The following is a 23,286-nucleotide window of genomic DNA, read 5'->3' on the forward strand; positions in this document are numbered from 1 at the left end:
CATTTCTCCGCCGCTCCGCCTCCGCCGGCGTTTAACTCGGCTGCACGGCGTGGCGCATCGCTTCGCGGATGAACGCAAGCAAGGTTTCGTCGACCCATGCGCCCTTCGTCAGCTCGGGTTCGCGCTGCAAAGCCTCGCGAAACTTCAGTTGCGTAGCCGGATCGTCGCCCGCATAGCTCCTGAACAGTTCGAGCCATCGCCTCGCCAGCGCGAGCGCTTCCGGCGAATCGGGCGTCGCGCCCGATTCGATCGCATCGCGCACATCGGCCATCAATTGCGGCCACTCCATCGCGCGCTTCCCGTAGTTCTCGCGCATGAATCGAACTTCATCCGGCGATAGGTATTTTTCGTAGATCAACATCTTCGATTCGACGGATGCGCGCAGCACATAGTCGCGCAGCGCCGTCGATATCCCGGCGCGCGCTTGCATCGACGGCTCGTTGTCGTGCATCAGATTGAGCTTTGCAAGCAGGCGCGGATCGCCGTTGGTGTCGCGCACGAGCATCGCCATCCAGCGAGCCGCCAGTTCGCGCGCGCGTTCGCTCTCGGCGGGCACGCCGCTTTCCATCAGCGTGCGCGCTTGCTCGATGATCGCCACCCATTCGGGGTTGGGCTCCCGACTGTGCTTGTACATCGGTAGACGCGCGAGTTCGTCTTCGGAAAAATACTTGTCGTACATGTTCATCAACTCCAACGTAGCGAGCCAATCGGCCAGCTCCGGCTCCTTCCCCTCAAGCAGCATGTCGTTCAATCGCGCGAGGCGCTCGCGCAACTGCGACGCCTGCTCGATCTGCTGATCGAGCATGGCGATCTGCCGCGCGACGACGGAAGTGAGCGGTGTATCGGGCTGGGCAAGGTAAGCGCCGATATCGGCAAGCGCAAGACCGAAACGTCGCAGCGCCTGGATTCGGTGAAGCCGGGCCACGTCGTTTCGGTCGTACAGGCGATAGCCGTTGTCGGCGCGCGCCGAAGGCGTAAGCAAGCCGATTGCGTCGTAGTGATGGAGCGTGCGAACCGTCAGTCCGCTGCGTTTCGCCAGTTCTCCCACTTTCAACAGCATTCGAGCCTCCGTCTAAATGCGCACGATGGAGGCTAAAACCTTACGCTACGTGAGGGTCAAGGGGAAGATCGACGATAAAAAAGCGGCGCAGCCCATGAGCCGCGCCGCCTTCACCTTTCGACGTCAGACGCGCTTATCGCGCGAGCGTCACTTAGCCGTCGGCATCGCGAACTCGGCGCCCTTTTCAATACTTTCCGGCCAGCGCTGCATGATCGACTTTTGCTTCGTGTAGAAGCGCACGCCTTCTTCGCCGTAGGCATGCATGTCGCCGAAAAGGCTGCGCTTCCAGCCGCCGAAGCCGTGCCAGGCCATCGGCACGGGGATCGGCACGTTGATGCCGACCATCCCCACCTCGATCCGCCGACCGAATTCGCGCGCCACATTGCCGTCGCGCGTGTAGCACGCCACGCCGTTGCCGAACTCGTGACGATTGATCAGATCCACCGCCTCGGTGAAATCCTTCACGCGCACGCAAGCGAGCACGGGACCGAAGATTTCTTCCTTGTAGATGCGCATGTCGGGCGTGACGTTGTCGAACAGCGTACCGCCTGTAAAGAAGCCGCCCTCGCGTCCGGGCACCTTCAGGCCGCGGCCGTCGACGACGAGCTTTGCGCCCTCTTCAACGCCCAACGCAATGTAGCCTTCGATCCGTTCGAGCGCTTGCTTCGTCACGACCGGACCCATTTCGGCATCCGGCTCCATCCCGTCTTTGACGACCAACTTCCGCGCGCGCTCCGCCAAACGCGGAATGATCTTGTCGGCCACATCGCCGACGAGCACGGCGACCGAGATGGCCATGCAACGTTCGCCGGCCGATCCGTAGCCGGCGCCGATCAAGCCGTCGACAGCCTGATCCAAATCCGCATCGGGCATGACGACCATATGATTCTTCGCGCCGCCCAGGGCTTGGACTCGCTTGCCGAACCGTGCGCCGGTTTCGTAGATGTAGTTGGCAATCGGCGTGGAGCCGACGAAGCTGATCGCCTTGACGTCCGGGTGCTCGAGCAGCGCATCGACGACAACTTTGTCGCCCTGCACGACGTTGAAGACGCCATCGGGCAGGCCGGCTTCTTTCAGAAGCTGCGCCATGAACACCGATGCCGACGGATCGCGCTCGCTCGGCTTGAGGATGAACGTATTGCCCGCCGCCAAGGCTACCGGGAACATCCAGCACGGCACCATGCACGGGAAATTGAACGGCGTGATGCCGGCCACGACGCCGAGCGGCTGGCGGATGGTCCAATTGTCCATGCCGGTCGACACTTGGTCCGTAAAATCGCCCTTCAACAATTGCGGAATGCCGCAAGCGAACTCGACGACGTCGATGCCGCGCGCGACTTCGCCCTGCGCGTCGGAAAATACCTTGCCGTGCTCGGACGTGATGATGGCCGCAAGCTCGTCGCGGTGCCGGTTCAGGAGTTCGAGGAACTTGAACATGACGCGAGCGCGGCGGATCGGGGGCGTATTGCTCCAATTCGGGAAGGCGGCTTTCGCGCTCGCCACTGCGGCTTGCACGTCGGCTTGCTCGCCCAGCAGCAGCTTGCGGGGGCTCTCGCCGGTTGCGGGATTGAAGATCCGCTGCGTCCGGTCGCCCTCGCCGGGCGTGCGCGCGCCGCCGATGAAATGCGTCACGTCCGCCGTATCGCTGTAGGGTTGCATCTTTGCTCCTCGATTGGATTGATAATGCCCATAGTTTATGGACCCATCAGGGCTACGCAAAGGCGCCAGCGCTGAACTGATAGTTTAGGCTGCCGAACAATAGACTCATGGACACGCACGACATCGAAAATCTTTGGATCCATCTGCGCTGGCTGACGGTATTGGCCGAGCAAGGGTCGTATACGGCGGCGGCCGCTCGCCTGAACGTCAGCAAGGCCACGATGAGCCAGCGCATCGCGGAATTGGAGCGGGCGGCGGGCGTGCCGCTCGTCAAACGCACGACGCGCAGCATCGAATTCACCGAGGCCGGCCTTCGGCTCGTGGAAAGCACGCGGTCGCAATACGAGCAGATCGCCACGGGCTTTTCCACGGTCAGGGAAATGGCCGGCGTCGCGCGCGGCCTGATCCGCGTGACCGCGCCGGTGTCGCTCGCGCGCCAGCAATTGATACCGAATCTGTCGGCGTTTTTGCGCGCGAATCCGGAAATCAAGGTGCAACTCGATATGTCGGATCGATTGGCCTCGATTTCCACCGAAGGCTATGACCTGGCGATCAGGCATAGCGAGCACGCCCCCGAAACGCATGTGGCATGGAAGCTTTGCGACACGCACTCGGTCATCGTCGCCACGCGCGCCTATCTGGAGCGTCGCGGGCGGCCGCTGCACCCGTCCGAGCTCGAAGCGCATGATTGCTTGTTCTACCCACGGGCGACAGGGCGCGGGGTATGGACGTTCGAGCCCAAACATGAGCCCAAGGCCGCGCAAAAGAACATCGTCGTGACGGTCGACGGATGTTTGTCGGCCAACAACAGCGAGGCCCTGCGCGATGCGGCCCTCGACGATCTCGGCATCGCCCTGTTGCCCGACTTCACGGCGCAGCGCGCGGTGCGCGACGGGCAGCTCGAGGTCATTCTGGATGGGTGGCGCCCCGTCGGCACGTTCGCCAATCAGCTACACGTCATTCGCCCTTACGCCCCGCACGTCTCGCGCGCCGTGTCGCTGTTCATCGCCTATTTGCGCGACACGTTCGAAAAGGGGTTTGCGCTGTAGGGGCCCGCGGCACGTACTACCGCTAGGGCTACCGCTACCGTTACGACTTCGCTGACGTGGCTTGGCGCGCACTGCACGCGCGCCATGTCCGCTTGGGCGCTTCGACGAACTCCACGACATCGCGCCACCACCTTTCCCCCCGGTGCGGCGCGGTCAGGTCCAATCGCTCTCCCATGCGCGGCGTGGAGACCGTCACACCGCGCACGGCGCTGAGCGAGGTCACGCGCTCGAACGGCTCGTGCCAGCGGTGCATCGCCAGATCGAACGTGCCGTTGTGTATCGGCAGCAGCCAATTGCCGCGCAGATCGATATGCGCCTGCACGGTCTCTTCGGGCTGCATATGGACGTACGGCCATTGCGCGTCGTAGGCGCCCGTTTCGATCAGCGTGAGATCGAACGGCCCGAGGCGCTCGCCGATGGCTTTAAACCCGTCGAAATACCCCGTGTCGCCGCTGAAGAACACGCGCAAATCTTCGTCGACGATGACCCACGACGCCCAAAGCGTGCTGTTGCCGTCGAATAGGCTGCGGCCGGAGAAGTGCTGGGCGGGCGTGGCCGTGAACTCCAGCCCATCGACCGCGGCGCTTTGCCACCAGTCCAACTGACGTACCTTGCCCGCATCGACGCCCCATTCGATGAGCCGATCGCCCACGCCGAGCGGCGTCAGGAACACGTTCGTCGATTCGGCAAGGGCGAGCACCGTGTCGCGATCCAGATGATCGTAGTGGTCATGCGACAGTATCACCCCGTGCAGCGGCGGCAGATCGCCAAGCGCGATAGGCGGCGCGTGAAAGCGCTTCGGGCCCATGCGTCGAAAGGGCGAGGCGCGTTCGGCGAACACCGGGTCGGTCAGCCAAAACCGCCCGCGCAACTTCATCAGCATCGTGGAATGCCCGAGCCGATAAAGGCTGCGATCGGGTGCGGCATCGAGATGGCCGCGCGTCAGCGTATCGACCGGCAATGCGCCCGCCGGAACCGTGCCTTGCGGTTTCCGGAACAAAATGTTCCATGCGATCCGCAAGGTCTTGCCGAAACCCTCGGCCGGCCGCGGCCGATCGTTGCGAAAGCGCTCGCCGTCATGTTGCGGCGAGGAATGCGACAGCGCGCGTCCGCGCTTTGCTGCGGCAACGCCCAGCATGCGGCTGAAGAAATCGGGGGGCGATGACATAGTGGCCAGCCTGCTAAAAGGGATGGACGTCGAGGATGGACGCCAAAAAGTAGACTGCTTAGTGTAGTTTATTTCGAGAAAAAGTAAACTACTGGGTGTAAAATTTCGACATGGACCCGAGTACGCCCCCTCAACGCTTGACCGACCGTAAGCGCGTCGACATCATCAACGCCGCTATCGAGGAATTTTTGGCAGCAGGCTTCGACGCAACCAGCATGGACCGCATCGCGGCCCGCGCGAGCGTTTCGAAGCGCACCGTTTATAACCATTTCCCGAGCAAGGAAGCCCTGTTCGCAGCCATCCTCCGGCAGCTATGGGAAGCCAGCCAATCCGGCGATGCGCCGGCTTACCGCGCAGATGAACCGTTGCGCGCGCAACTGCTGGCGCTGCTCATGCGCAAACTGCGCCTTCTCAACGACGAAGCTTTTTTGTCGCTGGCCCGCGTGGCGATTGCGGCGGGCATTCATTGTCCGGAGCGGGCGCGGGAAATGGTGGCGCGCCTGGGCGAAAAAGAAGAGGATTTGACCGTATGGATACGAGCAGCCGCGGCCGATGGCCGGCTCAAGACATCGGATCCCGTGTTCGCCTCGCAGCAGTTGCAAGGGCTCGTAAAATCGTTCGCGTTTTGGCCGCAGATCATGATGGGACAGCCGCCTTTGAGCAATCGAGAACAAAAGAAGGTGGCTGAAGCGGCGGCGGATATGTTTCTAGCGCGGTACGCCTAGCGTAAATTGACGGGGCGTATCCGCGCATCCTACGAATAGGAGACTGTCCATGACGATTCGCAAGATCACGCCGTTTCTTTGGTACTCCATGGAGGCAGAAGAGGCCGCCGCGTTTTATGCCGGCATCTTTCCCGATTCCCGCGTCAACCGCGTCACACACGTGCCCAGCACGAAAGCGACGAAGGTCGTCGACTTCGTCCTCTTCGGACAGCCCTTCATCGCCATGAGCCACGAACGCACTGAATCGTTCAATCACGCGATATCGTTCATGGTCAATTGCGGCGATCAGGCGGAGCTAGACCGTTATTGGGCCGCCTTACTGGAAGGCGGAGGCACGACCGACGGATGCGGCTGGATACGAGATCGCTACGGAGTCTCGTGGCAAATCGTTCCGGACGATCTCATTGCGATGATGGCCGACCCCGACCCGGTGAAGGCCACGCGAGTGGCCGAAGCCATGATGAGCATGACGAAGTTCGACGTCGCGGCGCTGAAGGCGGCGTATGACGGGAAGGCTTCGAATTCATAGCATTCTCTGGTTTGAGTCGATATGCAGAATGAATTGAAACATTGCGCCTTGGCGAAGTGTCCAATATTAGCTCGCCGACATTGAACGACCGATGGCCCGAACAAGCGCCATGCGCTCGCGGGCCATCGTTCCAGCAATCACTATGGCGTCAGAGCAACGCCGAACACGGCCGATACACTCAGAATGCCGTCCAAGGCGTCCAAGCCGCGTTCGGGTTCGTCGTCTGTTTCCAGCAACTTACCGTATTGCCGCTCCTATCGGTTGCGAACAGCTGCATGCGTTTGTCGGAAAGGTACCCTACTCCGATGGTCGTCACCCCGCCGTTGGGCGTTTGGAACGCTGACCATCCCGTCCAACCTGAATTGGGATCCGATGTTTCCTTCCACCTGCTTTCGATATTTCCATTCGAATCGACCGCAAAGACTTGGATCCGTCCGTCTTCGAGATCGCCAGCGGTGATGAAAGTTCTGCTCATTGATGGTCTCCACAGGTTCTGGCAGATGTCTATTGGCCGCATGAAAGACGGCCTGCACCTAGAGTTGCCTCCCTGGAGTCAATATAGCATCGTCTTAATATAAATCGACCTGCGATTTCTAGCAGTTACCACGACGATAATTGAAAACGGTTGCAATCAATGCATCGACCATTTAATTCATAGACAAAGAAATCGCTCTAAAAATTGAAAACGAATTAGGCCAATCGCCTGGCTGGCCCGCATGTCAGCCGTCCCCGACCAACGCGCTGGCAAAAAATCACGAAAGTTCGTCCTAATTTGCCGCTCCCGGCAGCGCTGGTTCAATCCAATAATTACTCATCCCACCCGCTTCATATGCGGTGAAGCATGTACTCACTACGGATTCTCGCAAATCCGAATAACCTTGGGGCGCGTATGAACGACTATAAAAATATGCCTGCCGGGCGCAGGGCCATCTTCACGGCGATGACTTACGCCGCACTATGCTTCTGCATGCACGACGCGCATGCCGGGGCATTACCAGAAGGCGGTCGCTTCGTAGCGGGAAGCGGTTCGATCGCTCAATCGGGAGCGTCGCTAGCGATCAATCAGAATTCGGCGCGCGGCGTCATCAACTGGAATAGCTTTTCCATCGGCGACGGCAATAGCGTCGTAATCGATAACGGCCACGGCGCGACGCTCAATCGCATTACAGGCGGTAATTCGTCGATGATCCTTGGCTCGCTCTCCGCCACGGGCAGCGCGTATTTGATCAACCCTCAAGGCATCGTGATCGGCAGCAGCGGCATCATTTCCACCGGCGGCCGCTTCGTCGCCTCGACGCTCGATACCGACAACGCCTCGTTCATGAGCGGCGGACCGCTCACGCTGTCGGGCCCGTCATCGCATAGAGTCGTCAACCTCGGCCACATCGGCTCAACGAACGGAGACGTATTCCTCGTTTCGGCCGGCGAGGTCGACAACTTCGGCCGCATATGGGCGCCGAACGGCACGGCGGAGATCGCCGCGGGTCGAAAGGTTCTGCTGCAAGACTCGTCGACGAGCCGGCAGGTATTCGTGCAAACGGGCAGCCACGGCGCCGTTTGGAATCAAGGCGACATTGCCGCGGCGCAAATCAGCTTGCAAGCAGCGGACGGCAACATTTTCGCACTCGCGGGCCATGTGGCGGCGCCTCGCGCCACCGGCACGGCAGTACGAGACAGTCATATCTGGCTCGTAGCCGAATCGGGTACCGTGAACATGGCGGGCTTGTTCGGGGCACTGAACGAAGACGGTCACGGCGGCACGATCGATACGATTGCACGCCACGTCGCCTTTCCCGACATCGGGCCCGTAGCGATCACGGGCATCTGGAACATCGTCACACCCGAATTCAAATTCGGCGCCCCGTCGGGGCGCGCATTCGCCCAAACGCTCAACGGGGGTACGTCGATCAGCGTCCAAACAACCGGCGCTGGCGGCAGCGGCGGCGACATCGAGGTCGCATCGAATCTTGGATGGACCGGCTCCGGCACCCTGACGCTGGGCGCTTATCGAAACGTGATCGTGGACAAAGGGGTCACTATCCAGAACAAATGGGCCAGCGGCGACATGGCGCTGAGAGCCGACGCGACCGGCATCGACAATGGCGGCAGCGTGATCAACCGCGGGACGATCGATTGGTCGAAAAGTACAGGCGCCGTCGGCGTGTTCTACGACATGAACGGCGCCTACACGCCCGGTGTACTCATGAGCAACGTCGCGTGGACCGCGCCGACATACAGCGGCCTCGTCACGCAAATCGCCGGCTATCGGCTCGTCAATTCGATCTCCGATCTCGCGCGCGTGACAGATGACCTCTCCGGCAACTACGCGCTCGGGCGCGACCTTGCCGCCGTGGGCACGTTCATCCCGCCGCTCGCCTATGACGGCAATTCATTCACGGGGCAGTTCGACGGCCTGCGCCATGTCATCGACGGCGCACAGCTAGACCAAACGGGGTTGTTCGGTTGGGTCGGGCGCGGCGGCATCGTACGCGACGTTGGGCTGACGAACGCTTCTACCGAATCGGAGCTCGCGGGAGGATTACTGGCATCGCAGAACGATGGCCTGGTGACCAGGGTCTACTCGACCGGCAGCGTCGCCTATATTCCCCCCGGCACCGGGCCGCGGCGGCCGGGTGCAAGCGACTTCGGAGGGCTCGTCGCCGTCAACAACGGCACGATCGCGCAGTCGTGGAGCAGCGCCGCCATCACGGGGCCGTCGGACCTTCCCATCGGGGCGGCGTCCGGCCACCTAGGTGGCTTGGTCGCGGACAACAACGGCGCGATCACGCAATCGTATGCGACTGGCGCGGTAAGCGGAGGCAGTCAAGCGAGCATCGGCGCACTCGTCGGCGCCAATAGCAATAGCGGCTTGGTCACGCATTCCTTCGCCACGGGCTTGGTGGAAGGCGGCGCAAACGGTGGAAGCGGGCTCATCGGCGCCGGCGGCGGCGCAAGCGCCGATGACTACTGGAACAAGGAAACGACGGGCGCGAGCCAAGGGGGCGGCGGCGTGCCGACGCAAAACGGCCTCACCGCGGCGCAGATGCGCGACCCTGCCAGCTTCGTCGGGTGGGACTTCTCGCCCAGCGGCGTTTGGGCGATGCCCAATGGGGCGGACCACCCCGTGTTGCGCTGGCAGCTCCCGCAATCGTCGAATGACGCGAGCGGTGCGTCGCTTTAGATCCCCAGGAAAGCGCAAACGTAAAGGCTCGCAGACCCGGAGCCTTTCGCTGCGCTTCAATAAATCTCAGGCACGATCATCTCCGCGGGCACCGGCTGGCGAATGTAGTCTTCGTTGTGCACGCGCGCCGGCAGTTTGACCGACGCGTGCTCGACCTCCGCGTAAGGCACCTGGCTGAGCAGATGGTGGATGCAATTGAGCCGCGCCCGCTTTTTGTCGACGGCCTGCACGACCCACCAGGGCGCGTCCGCATGGTGGGACCGCTGCAGCATGACTTCCTTCGCCTGCGTGTAGGCCTCCCATCGACGCCGGCTTTCGAGGTCCATCGGGCTCAGCTTCCACTGCTTGAGCGGGTCTTGAATGCGCGCCTGGAAGCGGATCTCCTGCTCCTCGTCGGTAATGGAGAACCAATACTTCAGGATTTGCACGCCGCTGCGCACGAGCATCTTTTCGAACTCGGGCACCGAGCGGAAAAATTCTTCGTACTCCTCGTCGGAGCAAAATCCCATCACGCGCTCGACCCCCGCGCGGTTGTACCAGCTGCGATCGAACAGCACCATTTCGCCGCCCGCCGGCAAATGCGCGACGTAGCGCTGGAAATACCACTGCGTACGCTCGCGGCTGTTCGGCGCGGGAAGCGCCGCCACGCGGCACACGCGTGGGTTCAGGCGTTGCGTGATGCGCTTGATCGCCCCGCCCTTGCCCGCCGCATCGCGCCCTTCGAAGATGACGACAAGGCGGTGCCCCGTCTGCACGATCCAGTCCTGCAGCTTCACGAGTTCGCCCTGCAGCCGGAACAATTCCTTGAAGTACTGCCTGCGCAAGCTGCGCGCTTCCGGCGTCAAGGCGCCGGCCCCGTCGAGAATCCGGTCGTCCACTTCCATCTCGAGTTCTTCGTCGTACGCATCGATGAGGTCCTCCTCGAAACGGCGCTGCCGCTCGGAAAACAACTCGGCCTCGGCTTTCTGGTCTTTATCGTCCATCGCAATTCTCCCTGCCCGTAGAGGCGCGTCGTGTGGTGCGCCGCGCGGCGGCAACGCAGCCCTCCATTATCTTGAGCATCGTGTCAGCCATATGACAAAACGATGACGCAAGGCGCGCGCCACACCATCCTTTCGTGCGCACGATCAGCCGTATCTGGGCGATTAGCGGCGCATATCGCGCAATCATGCGCTCAATGTTCAATTCCATTGCCCCGAGGCGCCCCGCCCGGGGCTTTCGCGGTGAGACACGAATGCAACCTTGTGCGCTTTCACGGCCCCAGGCCGAGCGTCGACGCGATGTGCGAGCAGTCGCAGGCCGCAAAACATACGTCGTGCGGCTTACATCCGCATTGTTGTCGCCCTACCGCGCGATCAAAGGGCGGTGCACGGCATTTGTCGACCTGCTTCGCTCCATCCCGACGAGCAACGACGATTTCTCATTATTCTGAGCGCTTTCGCCGGGAAGCGTGCCGCTTCGCCTTCGTTACCGCGACTTCATGATTTCGCTCGGCCCTACGCCCAACAATCGATTCATCCAGCGGGCCATGTGGCTTTGATGGGAGAAGCCGACATCGAGCGCGACTTGAGCGGCGCTGACCTTTCCTGTTTGCAGAAGGGCCTTCGCACGCTCGACGCGACGCCGCACGATGTACTGATGAACGGGCAAGCCGAATGTCTCGCGAAACAGTACCTTGAAATGCGGCACGCTGATGTGCAGCAGCGAAGCCAGTTCCACGAGCGTAAGCGGTTGGTCGAGACTGCTTTCGATGTGATCGGTCAAGCGCGCGGCCGCTTTGGGCGCGAGCGTGCGGCGCCTCCCTTCAAGGGCGGGCGCGGTGCTCAGCATCCGAACGAGCATCGCCGTGCAGAGACTTTCCGCATAGAGTGAATCGGACGCCTCGTCGGCTTCCAATTCGGCATGCAAGGCCCAAGCGAGATGCTGCAGCCTAGCGTCGCGCACGTGCAACCGCGGCTCGATGCGCGCCTGCGAGGGCTTCAAGTCCAATTGCTCGTGAATCGTGCGGGCGAACCCGTCCTCAAACCAAATTCGCAGAACCGTGCAGTCATCCTCGTCCGACCACGTCCCGCTGACACCCGCGGGGATGATGTCGGCGTCTCCATGTGCTTGGATACGCGTATAGCGCCGGCCATCGCCATCGCACACACAATGCGCACGCACCGGTTTTCCCATATGCACGCCAATACGGTGCCGCTCGATGGGCGCGATGTGATGCGTGCCGGCGGGGATGCCGAACAATTCGGCGCCGAAGCCATTCCATCCCCTGCCGTCGCTGGAGAGCAGGCTCTTGCGTGCGCCGCCGCTTGTATCGGACTGTCGAGTGTCAGCGTTCATGGCTATCCCAACCAAGGTGTCGAGCGATTCCCGCACATGCGTGCATCGCACCGACGAGTCTAATGGAAGCCGATCGAAACCTGCAATGACGGGCAAGTCCAGCATCCATTCGTGCGCCTTCGAGCTTTCCGTGATCGAGTTCGCTCGAATGCGTTCGTAGCATGACGTCTATTGTATTGACGAGGAACCCGTCATGTTTGTGATATTCGGCGCGTCGGGAAAAGTGGGCGCCCAGACCGCTACGAATCTGCTGAAAGCAGGCCGGCAAGTTCGCGCGGTCGTACGGGATGAGAGGCATGTCGCTCGATTCGCAGCCATGGGTTGCGACACCATGGTCGCCGATTTGGCCGACCATCGTTCGGTCCGCCAAGCGATCGAGGGCGCGCGCGCCGTGCAGATCCTTTGCCCCATCCCGACCGCGGACACACATCCGGCATCGACGATGCGAGCCATGATAGACGTTGCGGCCGCCGCGCTACATGAAAATCCGCCGCCGGTCGTTCTCGCGCTATCCGACTACGGCGCGCAACTCGAACAAGACACCGGCATCACACTGCTCTTTCACTACCTCGAAGCACGGCTAAGTAGGCTGGCGGCGCACCTCATCATGCTCCGCTCGGCCGAACACATGGAAAACTGGGCGCGCGTCGTTCCTGCCGCACTCGAAAAAGGCCTGCTGCCCAGCTTTCATCACCCCTTGGACAAAGCGTTTCCCACCGTCTCCGCACACGACGTCGGTGCGATCGCCGCCGATTTGCTGCAGGAGGACACGCATTCGCGCGAAACGCGCGTCGTCAGCGTCGAAGGTCCGCATCGCGTGACGGCGTTCGATGTCGCTCGGGCCTTGACCGAGGTCTGCGGGCAGCACATCACCGCCGTCGAGCTGCCCCGCGGCGCGTGGACCGGCACGCTGCTCCGCGCCGGCTTGAGCGAGCAGTATGCTGGGCTGATCACCGATTTGTACGACACGCATAACGCCGGGCGCATCGATGTCGAACCGGGCAAGGGCGAACGTCGATTCGGCTCGATAACGTTGTCCGAGGCCTTCTCGTCGATGCTGCCGTCACTGCGGTCTAGTGAACCTCGTCTTTGAGATTTCTGCGTCAAATAGGGCCGTCACGTGCAACTTTCCGTGCCGCTGGTGGTTCGACAACGCGACGCAACGTGGCGTCGCGTTCGACCTGATCGGCCTGTCCTACTACCCGCAGTGGCAAGGCTCGTTCGACGACCTGAGCGCAAATATGAACGACCTTATCAGTGGGACAACAATACCCTTTTCGACTTCCATGGCAACGCGCTATCGTCGCTTCGCGCGTTCCGCAAACGGTAGGGCGTCGAACGCCAGGCAAACGAACGCGCACACGGCCAGCGCCGCGCACAGCATGAACGCGGCGCGGTAGCCGAAGGCCGCGACTATCGTGCCCGACAGCACGCCCGAAAGGATCGATCCAACGCGCGAAGCGTTGAAGAAATGAGCCGTCGCGATGCCCGTCTCGCCGGGCATGAGTTCCTGAACGTAGGTCATCCCCAAGCACGACGTCACCGCGACCACCGCGGCGGGCAGCACTTGCAGCGGAACGATCAAGAGCGGCTCTTTCAACCACGCAAGCACCACGAAATACACCGCATGCACGAGCGCCGACGCTGTCAGCCAGACCGGCTTGCGCAGCTTCGACGACCTCGCCCCGAGCCACAGCATCATCGGGATTTCAAGCAACGCCCCCGTGCCGAGGGCCGCCGATACCGTCAACCGTGTGCCGTGCAACTCGTGCACGAGATATAGCGGCAGCAAGATCATCGTCGCGTTGGCGGCGAGACCGATCAGCGTCAGCGCGAGCAGCACACGCATCATGGGCCGCCGCCCATCGCTGCTGCGCTGAGCCGTTGGCGCGGTGGCGGCGCTAGAAGCCGTTACGGCCGCGGCATTCGATACGGTCTCGACCGTGCAATCCCCGTCGCTCGAACAAAAAACGGCCGCGCCGGATCCCGATGTTGCATCGTCCTTCTCATCGTCTCGCGCCGGCCGCTGACTCCGCGGGTCATGCGCTTCCGGCATCCGCCATGCGATGACGGCGCTCGCCGCGAAGCTTGCCGCCGCGAACACGAAAAGACCGGAAAATCCCGCCTGCGCCAAGATCAACGCCCCGACCGCTGGACCGAACACCCACGCCACGGAAAGCAGCGTCCGTAACGTGGCCGATGCGAATTCGTCTTGCGCCGGATCGGCGATCCGCAGGGCCGCGCGACCGAACGCAAAAATCTGCGACAGCGATGCCGCGCCCGGGCCCAGCAACGCCGTGCCGACGACCATCAATTCGCCATAGCCGCGCAAGAACCCGAGACTGGCATAGCCGAGCGCGGCCACGACGAGCGACGCGATCAGCGGCGCACGATGCCGCTGAGTGCGATCGGACCACCGCCCGACGGCCGTGCTGGCGAACACGCCGCTCGCGGACACCAGCGTCATGAAGGCGCCGAGCCGCAATGGCGACATGGCCGCCTGTTCAATGCCGAAGAGCGACAGGTAAGGCATCGTGAACGACAGCGCGACGCCGAGCATCAACGTGGCCACGGCAAGTGGGACGAAGTGCTCGACACGCAGCAGACTGACGAAACGCGTATACACGAACTAGTTTTCTTCGATCCAGGCAGCGACGTCGACGGGCCCCACGAGCGGGCCGCCCAGCACGAACGCGGCGCCCGCGGGCGCGGGCGCCCGCTGCGCCTGGTCGCCATAATTGACGGCAAATCGCAGCGCCCCTCGCCTGCGCAGCCTCAAGCCCTCGGGCAGTTGCACGGCTTCAATACCGGCTGCGCGCAAGCCGTCCGCCATGACCGCACGCAGCAGCGCGCGATCGAGACACGCCGCCATGTAGGTCACGCGGCCTCGCCGCAACACGGCCGGCAAGCCGTCGTCGAAACGCGCAACGACTTCCGCGTCCACATCCGGCCGCACATGATCGCGCCACCTCGATGCAACGCCTTCGATGTGACCGTACCGAAGAGTGGGCCGAATCGACGGCCGCAACGACTCGACTTCGACGACACGCATCGGCAGCACTCGCTGAAGCGCACCCGGGGGCAGTTGCGGCACGATGGCAAACGTTTCGGTTTTCGATCCGGTTCTCGGCCCGAAGAGCCAATGATTCGAACCCCGCTCGATTTGGTCGACGACGCTCGAAGGCAAGATCGGCAGCGTCGGCGCAACGACCAGCCGGTACGCGCTGACGTCCGCGTGCGCCGACACGATGTCGATGTCGACTCCGAGCTCACGCAAGGCGCTGTACCACTCGAACACCCAGTGCTGATAGTCGAAATCGGCGCCATGCCGTTGAGTTTCGATCACCCAGTCCGCTTCGTAATCGAACAGCAGCGCGACGCTCGCGCGCTCGCCGCGCATGCGCTCGGGGGGCAAGGCAAGCGTACGCAATTCTTGCCCCACTTGCGCGGCCTCGCCACCGCCCGGCGACAGCGCGTCATCGGGCATATTGAGGCCGGAATGCATCTGCTCCTGCGCGAATGGGCACTGACGCCAGCGAAAGTACGAGACGAGTTCCGCGCCGTGAGCAAACGCTTCCCAGGTCCACAACCGCACCGCGCCCGGCTGCGGCGTCGGATTGAACGGCGCCCAATTCACCGGCCCCGCCTGCTGCTCCATCACCCACATGCGCCCGTTGCCGACGCCGCGATACAGATCGTGGCTAAACGCCGAAACATCCGGATGACCCGTTCGCGCCCATCGGTGTTTGTCTGCTTCGGGAAGCGGCAGGACTTCCGTGCGCGGCACCGGATAGCTGTCCCAGGCGGCGATGTCCAGGCCATGCCGCGCGAACGCGTAGTGATCGAAGACCGCGTAAAAACCCATGAAGTTGTGCAGCACATCGCGCCCGGGTGCGTGCCGCCGAATCAAATCGGCTTGCAACGCATGAAAGCTCGCTACCTCGTCCGATTGAAAGCGCCGGAAGTCGAGCACATGCGACGGATTCGCATCGGTGGGCGTGCGGTACGGCAGTTCGATTTCGTCGAAGCTTCGATACTCCATGCTCCAAAACACGTTGCCCCACGCCGTGTTGAGCGCCGCGATGCTGTCGTACCGCTCGGCCAGCCAACACCGAAAGCGATGCAGCGCCGCCTGCGTGTAACTGGGCAGTGTGTCGTGGCAACCGAATTCATTGTCCGTCTGCCACGCAACGATCGCCGGATGGGCGCCGTATCGGCGCGCCAATTCGTCGACGATACGGACGCAGTGCTCGCGATAGACCGGGCTCGATATGTCGTAGTGCCGCCGCGAGCCGAATTGCAGCACGCTGCCGTCGCGCGCCACTGGAAGAACGTCCGGGTGCAGATCGACGAGCCATTTCGGGGGCGAGGCCGTCGGCGTGCCCATGACGATCTGCAGACCGTGCCGGGCCAGGGTGGCGACGGCATCGTCGAGCCAGCGCCACTCGTAGCGGCCGCGTTCCGGTTCGAGACGCGACCACGCGAATTCGGCAATGCGCACGCGCGCGATACCGATCTCGGCCATGCGCCGCGCATCGCTTTCCCACTGACTTTGAGGCCAATGTTCCGGGTAATAACAAACGCCGAGCTGCATTGAAGGTTGTCCTTGTGTCAAAGTACGCCGCCGATCGCTCGGCGATCGCGGCGAAAACAGTCATGGAAAGGCGCGTTACGGACGACGCTCACCCTTTCGTCGCCCCGAACGTCAGGCCCGCGACGAAGTGCTTTTGCATCGCGAAGAACATGACGACCGACGGCAACGCGGCCAACACCGAACCGGCCGACACGAGATTCCACGCCGTGGTCCACTGCCCCTTGAGCGCGGCGACACCCACCGTGATGGGCGCGGCATCGTCGCCTTGGGTGAGGCAAAGCGCCCAGAAGTAGTCGTTCCACACGAACGTAAACACGAGAATCGCGAGCGCCGCCAACGCGGGGCGCACGAGCGGCAGTACGACGCGCCAGTAGATCGCCCACTCGCTCGCCCCTTCCACGCGCGCCGCTTCGATAAGTTCGAAGGGCAACTCGCGGATGAAGTTGCGCAAAAAGAGCGTGCAAAATCCGGTCTGGAACGCCGCGTGAAAAATAACGAGCGCCCATACGGTGTTGTAGAGCCCCAGGCCGGCCATCAGCTCGCGCACCGGGATCATCAGAATTTGAATCGGCACGAAGTTGCCGGCGACGAACAAGCCAAGCAGCGCCGCGTTGCCGCGGAACTGGTAATTGGCCAGCGCATGTCCCGCCATCGAGGCAAGAAAGATGGCGATCCCCACCGCCGGCAACGTAATGAGGCAGCTGTTCCAGAAGTAGTGAAGCATCGGCGTTTGCGCCAATGCCGTGCCGTAGTTTTCAAGGAAAGCGAAATGTTTCGGCCATCCCCAATAATCGCCCGTCAACAATTCATCGGACGAGCGCACCGACGTAACGAGCACCGCAAGCAAGGGCACGAGCCACATCAATAGCGCCACGGGCAACGACAACCGATAGAGCAGCCTCGGCACGGGCCGCCAACGCTGAACTGGCATCGGATACATTTAGGGATCCTTATGAATCGGTGCGTACTAGGCGGCGCAGCTGCCACACGATATAGACGAGCATGATCGCGAACAGCACGACGGCGATCGCGGCGGAATAGCCTTCCCGGTAGTACTTGATCGCCTGGTCGTACATGAAATAGGCGAGCACGGTCGAACTGTCGAACGGGCCGCCCCCGCTCATCACGGAAATGAGGTCGAAGCTGCGCAGCGCGCCGATCACGGTCAAGACGACGGCCATGAACGTGGCGGGCCGCAGTTGCGGCAAGATCACATGCCAGAGCAGCGCGAAACCGCGTGCGCCTTCCATGCGCGCGGCTTCGATGATTTCTGGGTTGATGCCCGTCAGCCCCGTCAAATACAAAATCATGCAGAACGGGATCTGCGGCCATAGCGCGGCAAAAATGATGCCGTACGTGACGTAGCGCGGATCGCCCAGCACCGGAATGCCATGCCCAACAATGAGTTTCAACAATCCGAATGTCGGATCGTAGAACCACGAAAACACGAGGCCCACGACCACGCCGGGCAGCACGAACGGCGCGAAGAACAGCGACTTGATCAGCCGAATGCCGAACACGTTCTGGTTCAAGTACAACGCAAGCGCGAGTCCTGCGGGCGGTGCGAGCAGGAACAGGACCAGCCACAGCAGGTTGTTCTTGAGCGCAACGTAAAACGTATCGGAGGCAATGAGCTCACGATAGTTGTCGAGACCGGCGAACGTCTTCGCCGTCATCCCGTCCCAATGATGAAAGCTGAGCCAAATGCTGCTCGCGATCGGATAGATGACGAAGACGGAAAACAGCACAAGGCCGGGCAGCAAGAACCACAGCGCAGCGCGCGTACGACGCTGCCCGAGCGGCATGGGCCGCTTGGCCGCCGGTTGCGGCGAGAGTCGCAACGCCCTCTGGGTAACGGAAATCGACATCAATGGGCACTCCAGCTTGAATGAGCGGGGGCGATGGGCCGGCTCGCCCCCGCTCGCGCGTTGCGTCCGCGGCTACTTCTTGTAGATGCGTTTGCGCGTCGTCTCCAGGCGCTGGAGGATCGAGTCGAGTTGCGTCGGATCGGAGAAGAACTGCTGCATGGCCTTCATGCCTTCGTCGGCCATCTCCTTGGTCATGTCGCGGTCGTAGAACTGAGCGATTCCGCCCGTCGTGCCCGCAAGCGTTTGGAAGCCGACCTTCGAGATTGGATCTTGCGGCTCGGGCGCCTTGTTGTTCGACGGCAATTGCCCCCAACCCATGGCCAGCTCGCCGTTGATTTTCGGCTGCCCCATGAACGCGAGCAGGCGCCGCGCGTCGGCCTTGTTCTTTGCCTTGGCCGGCACAATCAAGACGTTGACGGGGCCGTCTTCGGCGACGGGCACCGCTGCGTCGACGATCGGGAAGCGGAAGTAGCCCATTTCGTTGCGCGTCGCCGTCGGCAAGCCCGCCGAGAAGAACGTGCCCATCAACAACATCGCCGCCTGTCCGTTGACGAGCAGCGGAGAGATTGAATCGACGTCGTACGACAGGGCGTTGTCGATAAAGTACTTGTCGTCGATCAACGTCTTCCACGCCTCATACACACGCTTCACGCGCGGATCGGTATAGGCAATGTCGCCGGCCATGAGCTGCTGGTGGAAGGCATAGCCGTTCACGCGCAGATCGAGGTAATCGAACCACGCGGCCAGCGTCCATGCGTCGCGTGCGGGCACGGCAATCGGCGCGATACCCGCGGCTTTGAGCTTCTTGCAATCGTCCAAGAGCTGCGCCCAGGTCGTGGGCTCATCGGTGATCCCCGCCTTTTTGAACAAATCCTTGCGATAGAAGAACCCGTAGGCGTCATAGCCCAGCGGCAAGCTGTATTGCTTGTCCTTGTAGGTGGACGATTGTTTGACCGAGGCGTACGTTCGATTCCAGCCGTTCTTCTGCCAATCGTTCGTCAAGTCTTCGAGCAAGCCGCGCTTCGCGAAATACGCCATGCGCTCGCCGTTATGCCAGCTCAGCATGTCGGGCGGATCGGTCGCGAGCCATCCGGAGAGTTGGACTTTGTAGGCCTCCTCGCCGACATAGCTCACCTTGAGGTCGACATCGGGGTTCGCCTTCTTGAACTGATCGAATGCGTTCTGCCAGGTGGCGCGCTGGTTGCCGCGCGCCGACACCGTCACGTTCAACGTGCCTGCCTGCGCCGGCGTCGCCGCGCCCGTCATTGCGCCGATCGCCGCGCCTGTCAGGCAGGCCAGCGCAAGCCTACGAATCGGTAGCTTCATCCTTGTCTCCTTTCGTTTATGTTGGTTGCCGCACGCGCTCTATCGCTCGTGCCGTGTTGCCCTGCGGATTGACTGCTAAGGAAGTTTTACGCCGACGCAAGCACGGCTCGCTCAAGCGAGATCGCCATGCCGCGTTCGTCGAACAAGTGCCACGCATCGCTCGATAGATGAAACGCCTGTCGATCGCCGGGCCGCAGCGACGACGTGCCCTGCGCTTTCGCCAAGAGCGGCGCCGCGCCCGGCTGATCGAGATGCACGTAGGCGGCCTCGCCCAATTGCTCCACGAGTTGCACCGTGCGCACGATGAAACAAGACGGCTCTGCCGTATCGTGTGCCGGCGAAGCGGACAAATGCTCCGGACGAATGCCCAGCGTCACGCGCTCCCCCGCGCAAACGCGCTGCTTCGTAGCGACGGCGCGCAACACGAGCGATTCGCCGCTGTCGTTCAGGCGCAATGCGATGGCGCCGTCTCCGGCAGATACGATCGTCGCGGGCAGAAAATTCATGCGCGGCGAACCGATGAAGCCGGCCACGAACAGGCTGGCGGGCCGGTGATAGAGATCGAGCGGTGCGCCGACCTGCGCAATGCTGCCCAGGCGAGCGACATCTTCGCCCGAGCGCAGCAGGACGATCTTGTCCGCGAGCGTCATCGCCTCGACCTGGTCATGCGTCACGTACACCGAACTCGCTTCGCGAAAACGGCCATGCAGCCGCGCGATTTCGATGCGCGTTTGTCCGCGCAACGCGGCATCGAGATTCGACAGCGGCTCGTCGAAAAGAAACACCTTCGGCTCGCGCACGATCGCGCGGCCGATCGCGACGCGTTGGCGCTGGCCGCCCGACAATTGCTTCGGCTTACGCTCGAGCAAAGCGTCGAGTTGCAACACGCGCGCCGCCTCCGTCACGCGTCGACGAATCTCGTCGCGCGGCACACCCGCGATGCGCAACCCGAAGCCCATGTTCTCGAACACCGTCATGTGCGGGAACAACGCGTAGCTTTGGAAGACCATCGACACGCCACGCTCGGCGGGCGGTGTTTCGTTCATCCGCTTATCGCCGATGCGAAGCTCACCGGTGGTCAAATCCTCCAGCCCCGCGATCATGCGCAGCAACGTGGATTTGCCGCAGCCGGACGGGCCTAGAAACACGCAGAATTCGTGCTCGGCGATCTCGAGGTCGACCTCGCGCAGCACCGGGGCGTGTTGCCCGTACTGCTTCGATACGTGCCGTAGTGAAATGGCCGACATCACACGCTCCCTTGCCGAAAATCGGCGCGAAGCGTCGTTAAATTTAAGCGCTTAAATTTTTTCCGCCGAAACGGCGCCGATGCTCGTACCATGTCGTCTCCGATGCCATGCTGTCGTTATGGACGGAACGTAGCTCAACCGGTCGCACCTATGCAACGTTTGAGCACCCATCCCAGCATGTGAACAACAACGATCCCTGCAACTGTTACGGCGTACGGGGCCATTTGAATCGATTGAAGTCGGGGGAGGCAACAGGTGGTGACGCTGGCCGAAGTCGCGCGACGCGCGCGGGTAACGGGTGCGACGGTATCGAACGTCCTGCGCAATCCGCAGAAGGTGAAGCCGGAAACGGTGGAGCGTGTGATGGCGGCGATTCGAGAGCTCGGCTATCGGCCGAACTTGACGGCGCGCGCGCTAGCGCGAGGACGAACGTCGACGCTCGCGCTAATGCTCTCGAACATCGCGAACCCGTTCTACCCCGAGTTCGTGCTCGCCGCCGAGCGCGAGGCGCGTAAGCGCGGATACTTCCTGCTCGTGTGCAATACCGACGACGACCCCGCCATCACGCGCGCTTACTTGGATCAAATCGCGGGGTCGCTGGCGTCGGGCATCATCGTCATGAACACCGATTTGCGCGAAAGCGAATTGACGGAGATCGCGGCCAAAGGCGTCGCCGTCGTGCTGTGCATGTGGGAGCACGTGCAAGCCTCTCGCGCGCTGCCCTGCGTGACGATCGATTTCGCCGCCGCGGGCGCGCTCGCCGCCGCGCATTTGTCAGGGCTCGGCCACCGCAAGTTCGGCGCCCTCGTGGGGGCAGGTTCGGGCGGGCCGCAAACCCTGCGCTTCGACGGCTTCGCGACGGCGCTTGCGGCGCACGGCCATGGCGAGCGATCGCTCGTCGTCGTGCATGCGCACGACTCCATCGAAAGCGGCTACGAGGCGGCAGCGGCCCTCTTACGCGAGAAGCCGACGGTGACCGCGCTTTTCGCCACCAACGACCTGATGGCGATCGGCGCCATGCAAGCCGCGGCCGATCTCGGCAAGCGCATACCCGACGATCTCTCCGTGATCGGCCTCACCGACATCGAACTCGCGCATCAATTCCGGCCGGCGTTGACGACGGTGCGTCTGCCCACGGCCGAGATCGCCGCGCGATCCGTCGCGTTGACACTCGAGATGGTGGAAGGCGCGACGCCGGCGCAAGCGCTGTACGTGGTGCGGGCGCCGGAGCTGGTGGTGCGTCAGTCGACGGGACGCGCGCCTTCGGCGTCCAAGCGCCGTTGATCCAACATGCATGAAGCTTGCCAGTTCAGCCGCTATGGCTATACTTCCTACATTCCGAGAAAAGAATCCAACCTTTCAATTTTTTGAAAACTCACGTCGTCACGAAGCCACAGTCATTACCGCGATAAACGAACAAATCGAAGTCACGCGAACGCGGCCGCGCTTTTGCAGGCCGCAATGAACTGCCGACACGCTGAGCCACGCCAGGCTGCCGTGTCGTATCCCCGCAACCGAGAGCCGGTGTCGGGCAAGCTCGACCCCGGAAACAGATAACCGAGGAGGCGCGAATGGCAGACCAGGTTGAACAGCGCGAATCGCTTGCGTTGATGCATCACATGGGGCTCAACGGCGGCGCGATAGAACGCCGCAAGCAAGTCGTAGGCCTCGGGCCGGCCGATATCGCACGGATAGCGACAATAAAGGATCTCGTACTGCGTCGAATCGACGAGCATTGTGCGGCTTTCTTCGACCATCTATCCGCTCTGGAAGAAGCCCGTCCGCTGCTCGAAAACCGTGCGCTGTTCGAAAAAGCCAAGCGCCTGAAGCTCGATCATCTGCGCGAGCTCGTGTCGGGCGACTACGGCGCGAAATACGTCGAGCAGCGCATCGAACTCGGGCTGCTTTACTCCGCGGCCGGGCTCGACACACGCGTCTTCCTCGGTGCATTCCAGAACCTGATCAAGCATATCGGCATGCAGGTCATGCAGCATGCCGAACCCTCGCCGGCCGCAGCGTTCGACGCCTTCATGTCCTTGCAGAAGCTCGCTTCCTTCGACATCGGACTGATCAGCGACGTCCTCGTTTGGCAGCGCGAGCGCGTCATTCGCCAGCAACAGGAGGCGATCCGCGAGCTTTCCACTCCTGTGCTTCAGTTGCGCGACCGCTTGCTGCTGCTGCCGATCATCGGCGTCATCGATACGCACCGCGCGCGCCTCATCACCGAAAGCTTGCTGGAAGCCATACGAGCGAATCGTGCAAGGATGGTCGTCATGGACATCACGGGCGTCGCGACGATCGATTCCCGCGTCGCGAATCATATCTTGCAGACGGTGACAGCCGCGCGCCTCATGGGCGCGAAGGTGATCGTCACCGGCATCTCGGCGCCCGTGGCGCAGTCCCTCGTATCGCTCGGCATCGAGCTGAACGGGCTCGACACCGTCAGCGATCTTCAGGGAGGCATCGAATTCGCCGAACGCAATCTCGGCTATCGTCTCTCGCAGGGCGAACCGATCGACACTGGCCTCAATGGAGGGAACTGA

Annotated in this window: 19 protein-coding genes and 1 pseudogene; 8 read left to right on the forward strand and 12 right to left on the reverse strand. The window is 62.3% G+C overall.

What is annotated here, in order from left to right; genetic code table 11:
- Positions 1-31: 31 nt before the first annotated feature.
- Entirely contained in the window at positions 32-1,060 is a 1,029-nt protein-coding gene (locus tag ACTHNR_RS09980) for a MerR family transcriptional regulator (protein WP_440547429.1), read from the reverse strand.
- Between the two features lie 147 nt (positions 1,061-1,207).
- Positions 1,208-2,719 carry a CoA-acylating methylmalonate-semialdehyde dehydrogenase gene (locus ACTHNR_RS09985; RefSeq protein ID WP_440547430.1) on the reverse strand — a complete coding sequence of 504 codons (1,512 nt, stop codon included), beginning with the start codon at positions 2,717-2,719 and terminating at the stop codon, positions 1,208-1,210.
- Between the two features lie 107 nt (positions 2,720-2,826).
- Here ACTHNR_RS09985 and ACTHNR_RS09990 point away from each other — a divergent pair, with 107 nt between their 5' ends.
- A complete protein-coding gene (locus ACTHNR_RS09990; protein ID WP_440547431.1) occupies positions 2,827-3,768 on the forward strand; it encodes a LysR family transcriptional regulator in 942 nt (313 codons plus the stop codon).
- 40 nt (positions 3,769-3,808) lie between these two features.
- Here the strand turns inward: ACTHNR_RS09990 and ACTHNR_RS09995 are convergent, their stop codons facing one another.
- Positions 3,809-4,936, reverse strand: coding sequence for an MBL fold metallo-hydrolase (locus tag ACTHNR_RS09995; protein ID WP_440547432.1), 1,128 nt, complete (start codon positions 4,934-4,936; stop codon positions 3,809-3,811).
- Positions 4,937-5,046: 110 nt separating this feature from the next.
- Here ACTHNR_RS09995 and ACTHNR_RS10000 point away from each other — a divergent pair, with 110 nt between their 5' ends.
- The gene (locus tag ACTHNR_RS10000) at positions 5,047-5,661 is read left to right on the forward strand and encodes a TetR/AcrR family transcriptional regulator (protein WP_440547433.1); all 615 of its coding nucleotides are present in this window, start codon (positions 5,047-5,049) and stop codon (positions 5,659-5,661) included.
- Positions 5,662-5,710: 49 nt separating this feature from the next.
- Positions 5,711-6,190: a VOC family protein gene (locus ACTHNR_RS10005; RefSeq protein ID WP_440547434.1), complete on the forward strand. Its 480-nt coding sequence runs from the start codon at positions 5,711-5,713 to the stop codon at positions 6,188-6,190.
- Positions 6,191-6,368: 178 nt separating this feature from the next.
- On the opposite strand, the gene ACTHNR_RS10010 is transcribed toward ACTHNR_RS10005, so the two are convergent.
- Positions 6,369-6,665, reverse strand: a complete 297-nt coding sequence (locus ACTHNR_RS10010) for a hypothetical protein (protein WP_440547435.1) — start codon at positions 6,663-6,665, stop codon at positions 6,369-6,371.
- 414 nt (positions 6,666-7,079) lie between these two features.
- Between ACTHNR_RS10010 and ACTHNR_RS10015 the strand changes: the two genes are divergently transcribed.
- On the forward strand, positions 7,080-9,371 hold the full coding sequence (locus ACTHNR_RS10015) for a two-partner secretion domain-containing protein (protein ID WP_440547436.1): 2,292 nt from the start codon (positions 7,080-7,082) through the stop codon (positions 9,369-9,371).
- 56 nt (positions 9,372-9,427) lie between these two features.
- On the opposite strand, the gene ppk2 is transcribed toward ACTHNR_RS10015, so the two are convergent.
- Together ppk2 and ACTHNR_RS10025 are read right to left on the reverse strand one after the other, a co-directional pair.
- Entirely contained in the window at positions 9,428-10,354 is a 927-nt protein-coding gene (ppk2, locus tag ACTHNR_RS10020) for a polyphosphate kinase 2 (protein ID WP_440547437.1), read from the reverse strand.
- A 484-nt stretch (positions 10,355-10,838) separates the two neighbouring features.
- Positions 10,839-11,708 (reverse strand): helix-turn-helix transcriptional regulator, encoded by an 870-nt coding sequence (locus ACTHNR_RS10025; protein WP_440547438.1) that lies wholly within the window; start codon positions 11,706-11,708, stop codon positions 10,839-10,841.
- A gap of 193 nt (positions 11,709-11,901) precedes the next feature.
- On the opposite strand from ACTHNR_RS10025, the gene ACTHNR_RS10030 reads away from it, so the two are divergent.
- Positions 11,902-12,801 carry an NmrA family NAD(P)-binding protein gene (locus tag ACTHNR_RS10030; protein ID WP_440547439.1) on the forward strand — a complete coding sequence of 300 codons (900 nt, stop codon included), beginning with the start codon at positions 11,902-11,904 and terminating at the stop codon, positions 12,799-12,801.
- 31 nt (positions 12,802-12,832) lie between these two features.
- Positions 12,833-12,994 (forward strand): annotated as a pseudogene (locus ACTHNR_RS10035) (glycosyl hydrolase 53 family protein); the annotation flags it as partial.
- Between the two features lie 11 nt (positions 12,995-13,005).
- Here ACTHNR_RS10035 and ACTHNR_RS10040 read toward each other — a convergent pair.
- The 6 genes from ACTHNR_RS10040 to ACTHNR_RS10065 form a co-directional block, all read right to left on the reverse strand.
- Positions 13,006-14,334, reverse strand: a complete 1,329-nt coding sequence (locus ACTHNR_RS10040; protein WP_440547440.1) for a sugar efflux transporter — start codon at positions 14,332-14,334, stop codon at positions 13,006-13,008.
- 3 nt (positions 14,335-14,337) lie between these two features.
- The gene (locus ACTHNR_RS10045) at positions 14,338-16,302 is read right to left on the reverse strand and encodes a beta-galactosidase (RefSeq protein ID WP_440547441.1); all 1,965 of its coding nucleotides are present in this window, start codon (positions 16,300-16,302) and stop codon (positions 14,338-14,340) included.
- 88 nt (positions 16,303-16,390) lie between these two features.
- Entirely contained in the window at positions 16,391-17,242 is an 852-nt protein-coding gene (locus ACTHNR_RS10050) for a carbohydrate ABC transporter permease (RefSeq protein WP_440547442.1), read from the reverse strand.
- Positions 17,243-17,252: 10 nt separating this feature from the next.
- Positions 17,253-18,107, reverse strand: a complete 855-nt coding sequence (locus ACTHNR_RS10055) for a carbohydrate ABC transporter permease (RefSeq protein WP_440547501.1) — start codon at positions 18,105-18,107, stop codon at positions 17,253-17,255.
- 135 nt (positions 18,108-18,242) lie between these two features.
- The gene (locus ACTHNR_RS10060; protein WP_440547443.1) at positions 18,243-19,496 is read right to left on the reverse strand and encodes an ABC transporter substrate-binding protein; all 1,254 of its coding nucleotides are present in this window, start codon (positions 19,494-19,496) and stop codon (positions 18,243-18,245) included.
- Between the two features lie 86 nt (positions 19,497-19,582).
- Positions 19,583-20,743, reverse strand: a complete 1,161-nt coding sequence (locus tag ACTHNR_RS10065; RefSeq protein ID WP_440547444.1) for an ABC transporter ATP-binding protein — start codon at positions 20,741-20,743, stop codon at positions 19,583-19,585.
- A 255-nt stretch (positions 20,744-20,998) separates the two neighbouring features.
- On the opposite strand from ACTHNR_RS10065, the gene ACTHNR_RS10070 reads away from it, so the two are divergent.
- Complete coding sequence (locus ACTHNR_RS10070) at positions 20,999-22,027, forward strand: LacI family DNA-binding transcriptional regulator (protein ID WP_440547445.1); 1,029 nt, start codon at positions 20,999-21,001, stop codon at positions 22,025-22,027.
- Positions 22,028-22,314: 287 nt separating this feature from the next.
- Positions 22,315-23,286: a protoglobin domain-containing protein gene (locus ACTHNR_RS10075; protein WP_440547446.1), complete on the forward strand. Its 972-nt coding sequence runs from the start codon at positions 22,315-22,317 to the stop codon at positions 23,284-23,286.

This window comes from Trinickia sp. (assembly GCF_051954495.1).
GTDB lineage: Bacteria > Pseudomonadota > Gammaproteobacteria > Burkholderiales > Burkholderiaceae > Trinickia.

Coding starts and splice junctions, on each gene's coding strand:
- ACTHNR_RS09980 (WP_440547429.1), bottom strand. CDS start 1,060: ATGCTGTTGAAAGTGGGAGAACTGGCGAAACGCAGCGGACTGACGGTT.
- ACTHNR_RS09985 (WP_440547430.1), bottom strand. CDS start 2,719: ATGCAACCCTACAGCGATACGGCGGACGTGACGCATTTCATCGGCGGC.
- ACTHNR_RS09990 (WP_440547431.1), top strand. CDS start 2,827: ATGGACACGCACGACATCGAAAATCTTTGGATCCATCTGCGCTGGCTG.
- ACTHNR_RS09995 (WP_440547432.1), bottom strand. CDS start 4,936: ATGTCATCGCCCCCCGATTTCTTCAGCCGCATGCTGGGCGTTGCCGCA.
- ACTHNR_RS10000 (WP_440547433.1), top strand. CDS start 5,047: ATGGACCCGAGTACGCCCCCTCAACGCTTGACCGACCGTAAGCGCGTC.
- ACTHNR_RS10005 (WP_440547434.1), top strand. CDS start 5,711: ATGACGATTCGCAAGATCACGCCGTTTCTTTGGTACTCCATGGAGGCA.
- ACTHNR_RS10010 (WP_440547435.1), bottom strand. CDS start 6,665: ATGAGCAGAACTTTCATCACCGCTGGCGATCTCGAAGACGGACGGATC.
- ACTHNR_RS10015 (WP_440547436.1), top strand. CDS start 7,080: ATGAACGACTATAAAAATATGCCTGCCGGGCGCAGGGCCATCTTCACG.
- ppk2 (WP_440547437.1), bottom strand. CDS start 10,354: ATGGACGATAAAGACCAGAAAGCCGAGGCCGAGTTGTTTTCCGAGCGG.
- ACTHNR_RS10025 (WP_440547438.1), bottom strand. CDS start 11,708: ATGAACGCTGACACTCGACAGTCCGATACAAGCGGCGGCGCACGCAAG.
- ACTHNR_RS10030 (WP_440547439.1), top strand. CDS start 11,902: ATGTTTGTGATATTCGGCGCGTCGGGAAAAGTGGGCGCCCAGACCGCT.
- ACTHNR_RS10045 (WP_440547441.1), bottom strand. CDS start 16,302: ATGCAGCTCGGCGTTTGTTATTACCCGGAACATTGGCCTCAAAGTCAG.
- ACTHNR_RS10050 (WP_440547442.1), bottom strand. CDS start 17,242: ATGTATCCGATGCCAGTTCAGCGTTGGCGGCCCGTGCCGAGGCTGCTC.
- ACTHNR_RS10055 (WP_440547501.1), bottom strand. CDS start 18,107: ATGCCGCTCGGGCAGCGTCGTACGCGCGCTGCGCTGTGGTTCTTGCTG.
- ACTHNR_RS10060 (WP_440547443.1), bottom strand. CDS start 19,496: ATGAAGCTACCGATTCGTAGGCTTGCGCTGGCCTGCCTGACAGGCGCG.
- ACTHNR_RS10065 (WP_440547444.1), bottom strand. CDS start 20,743: ATGTCGGCCATTTCACTACGGCACGTATCGAAGCAGTACGGGCAACAC.
- ACTHNR_RS10075 (WP_440547446.1), top strand. CDS start 22,315: ATGGCAGACCAGGTTGAACAGCGCGAATCGCTTGCGTTGATGCATCAC.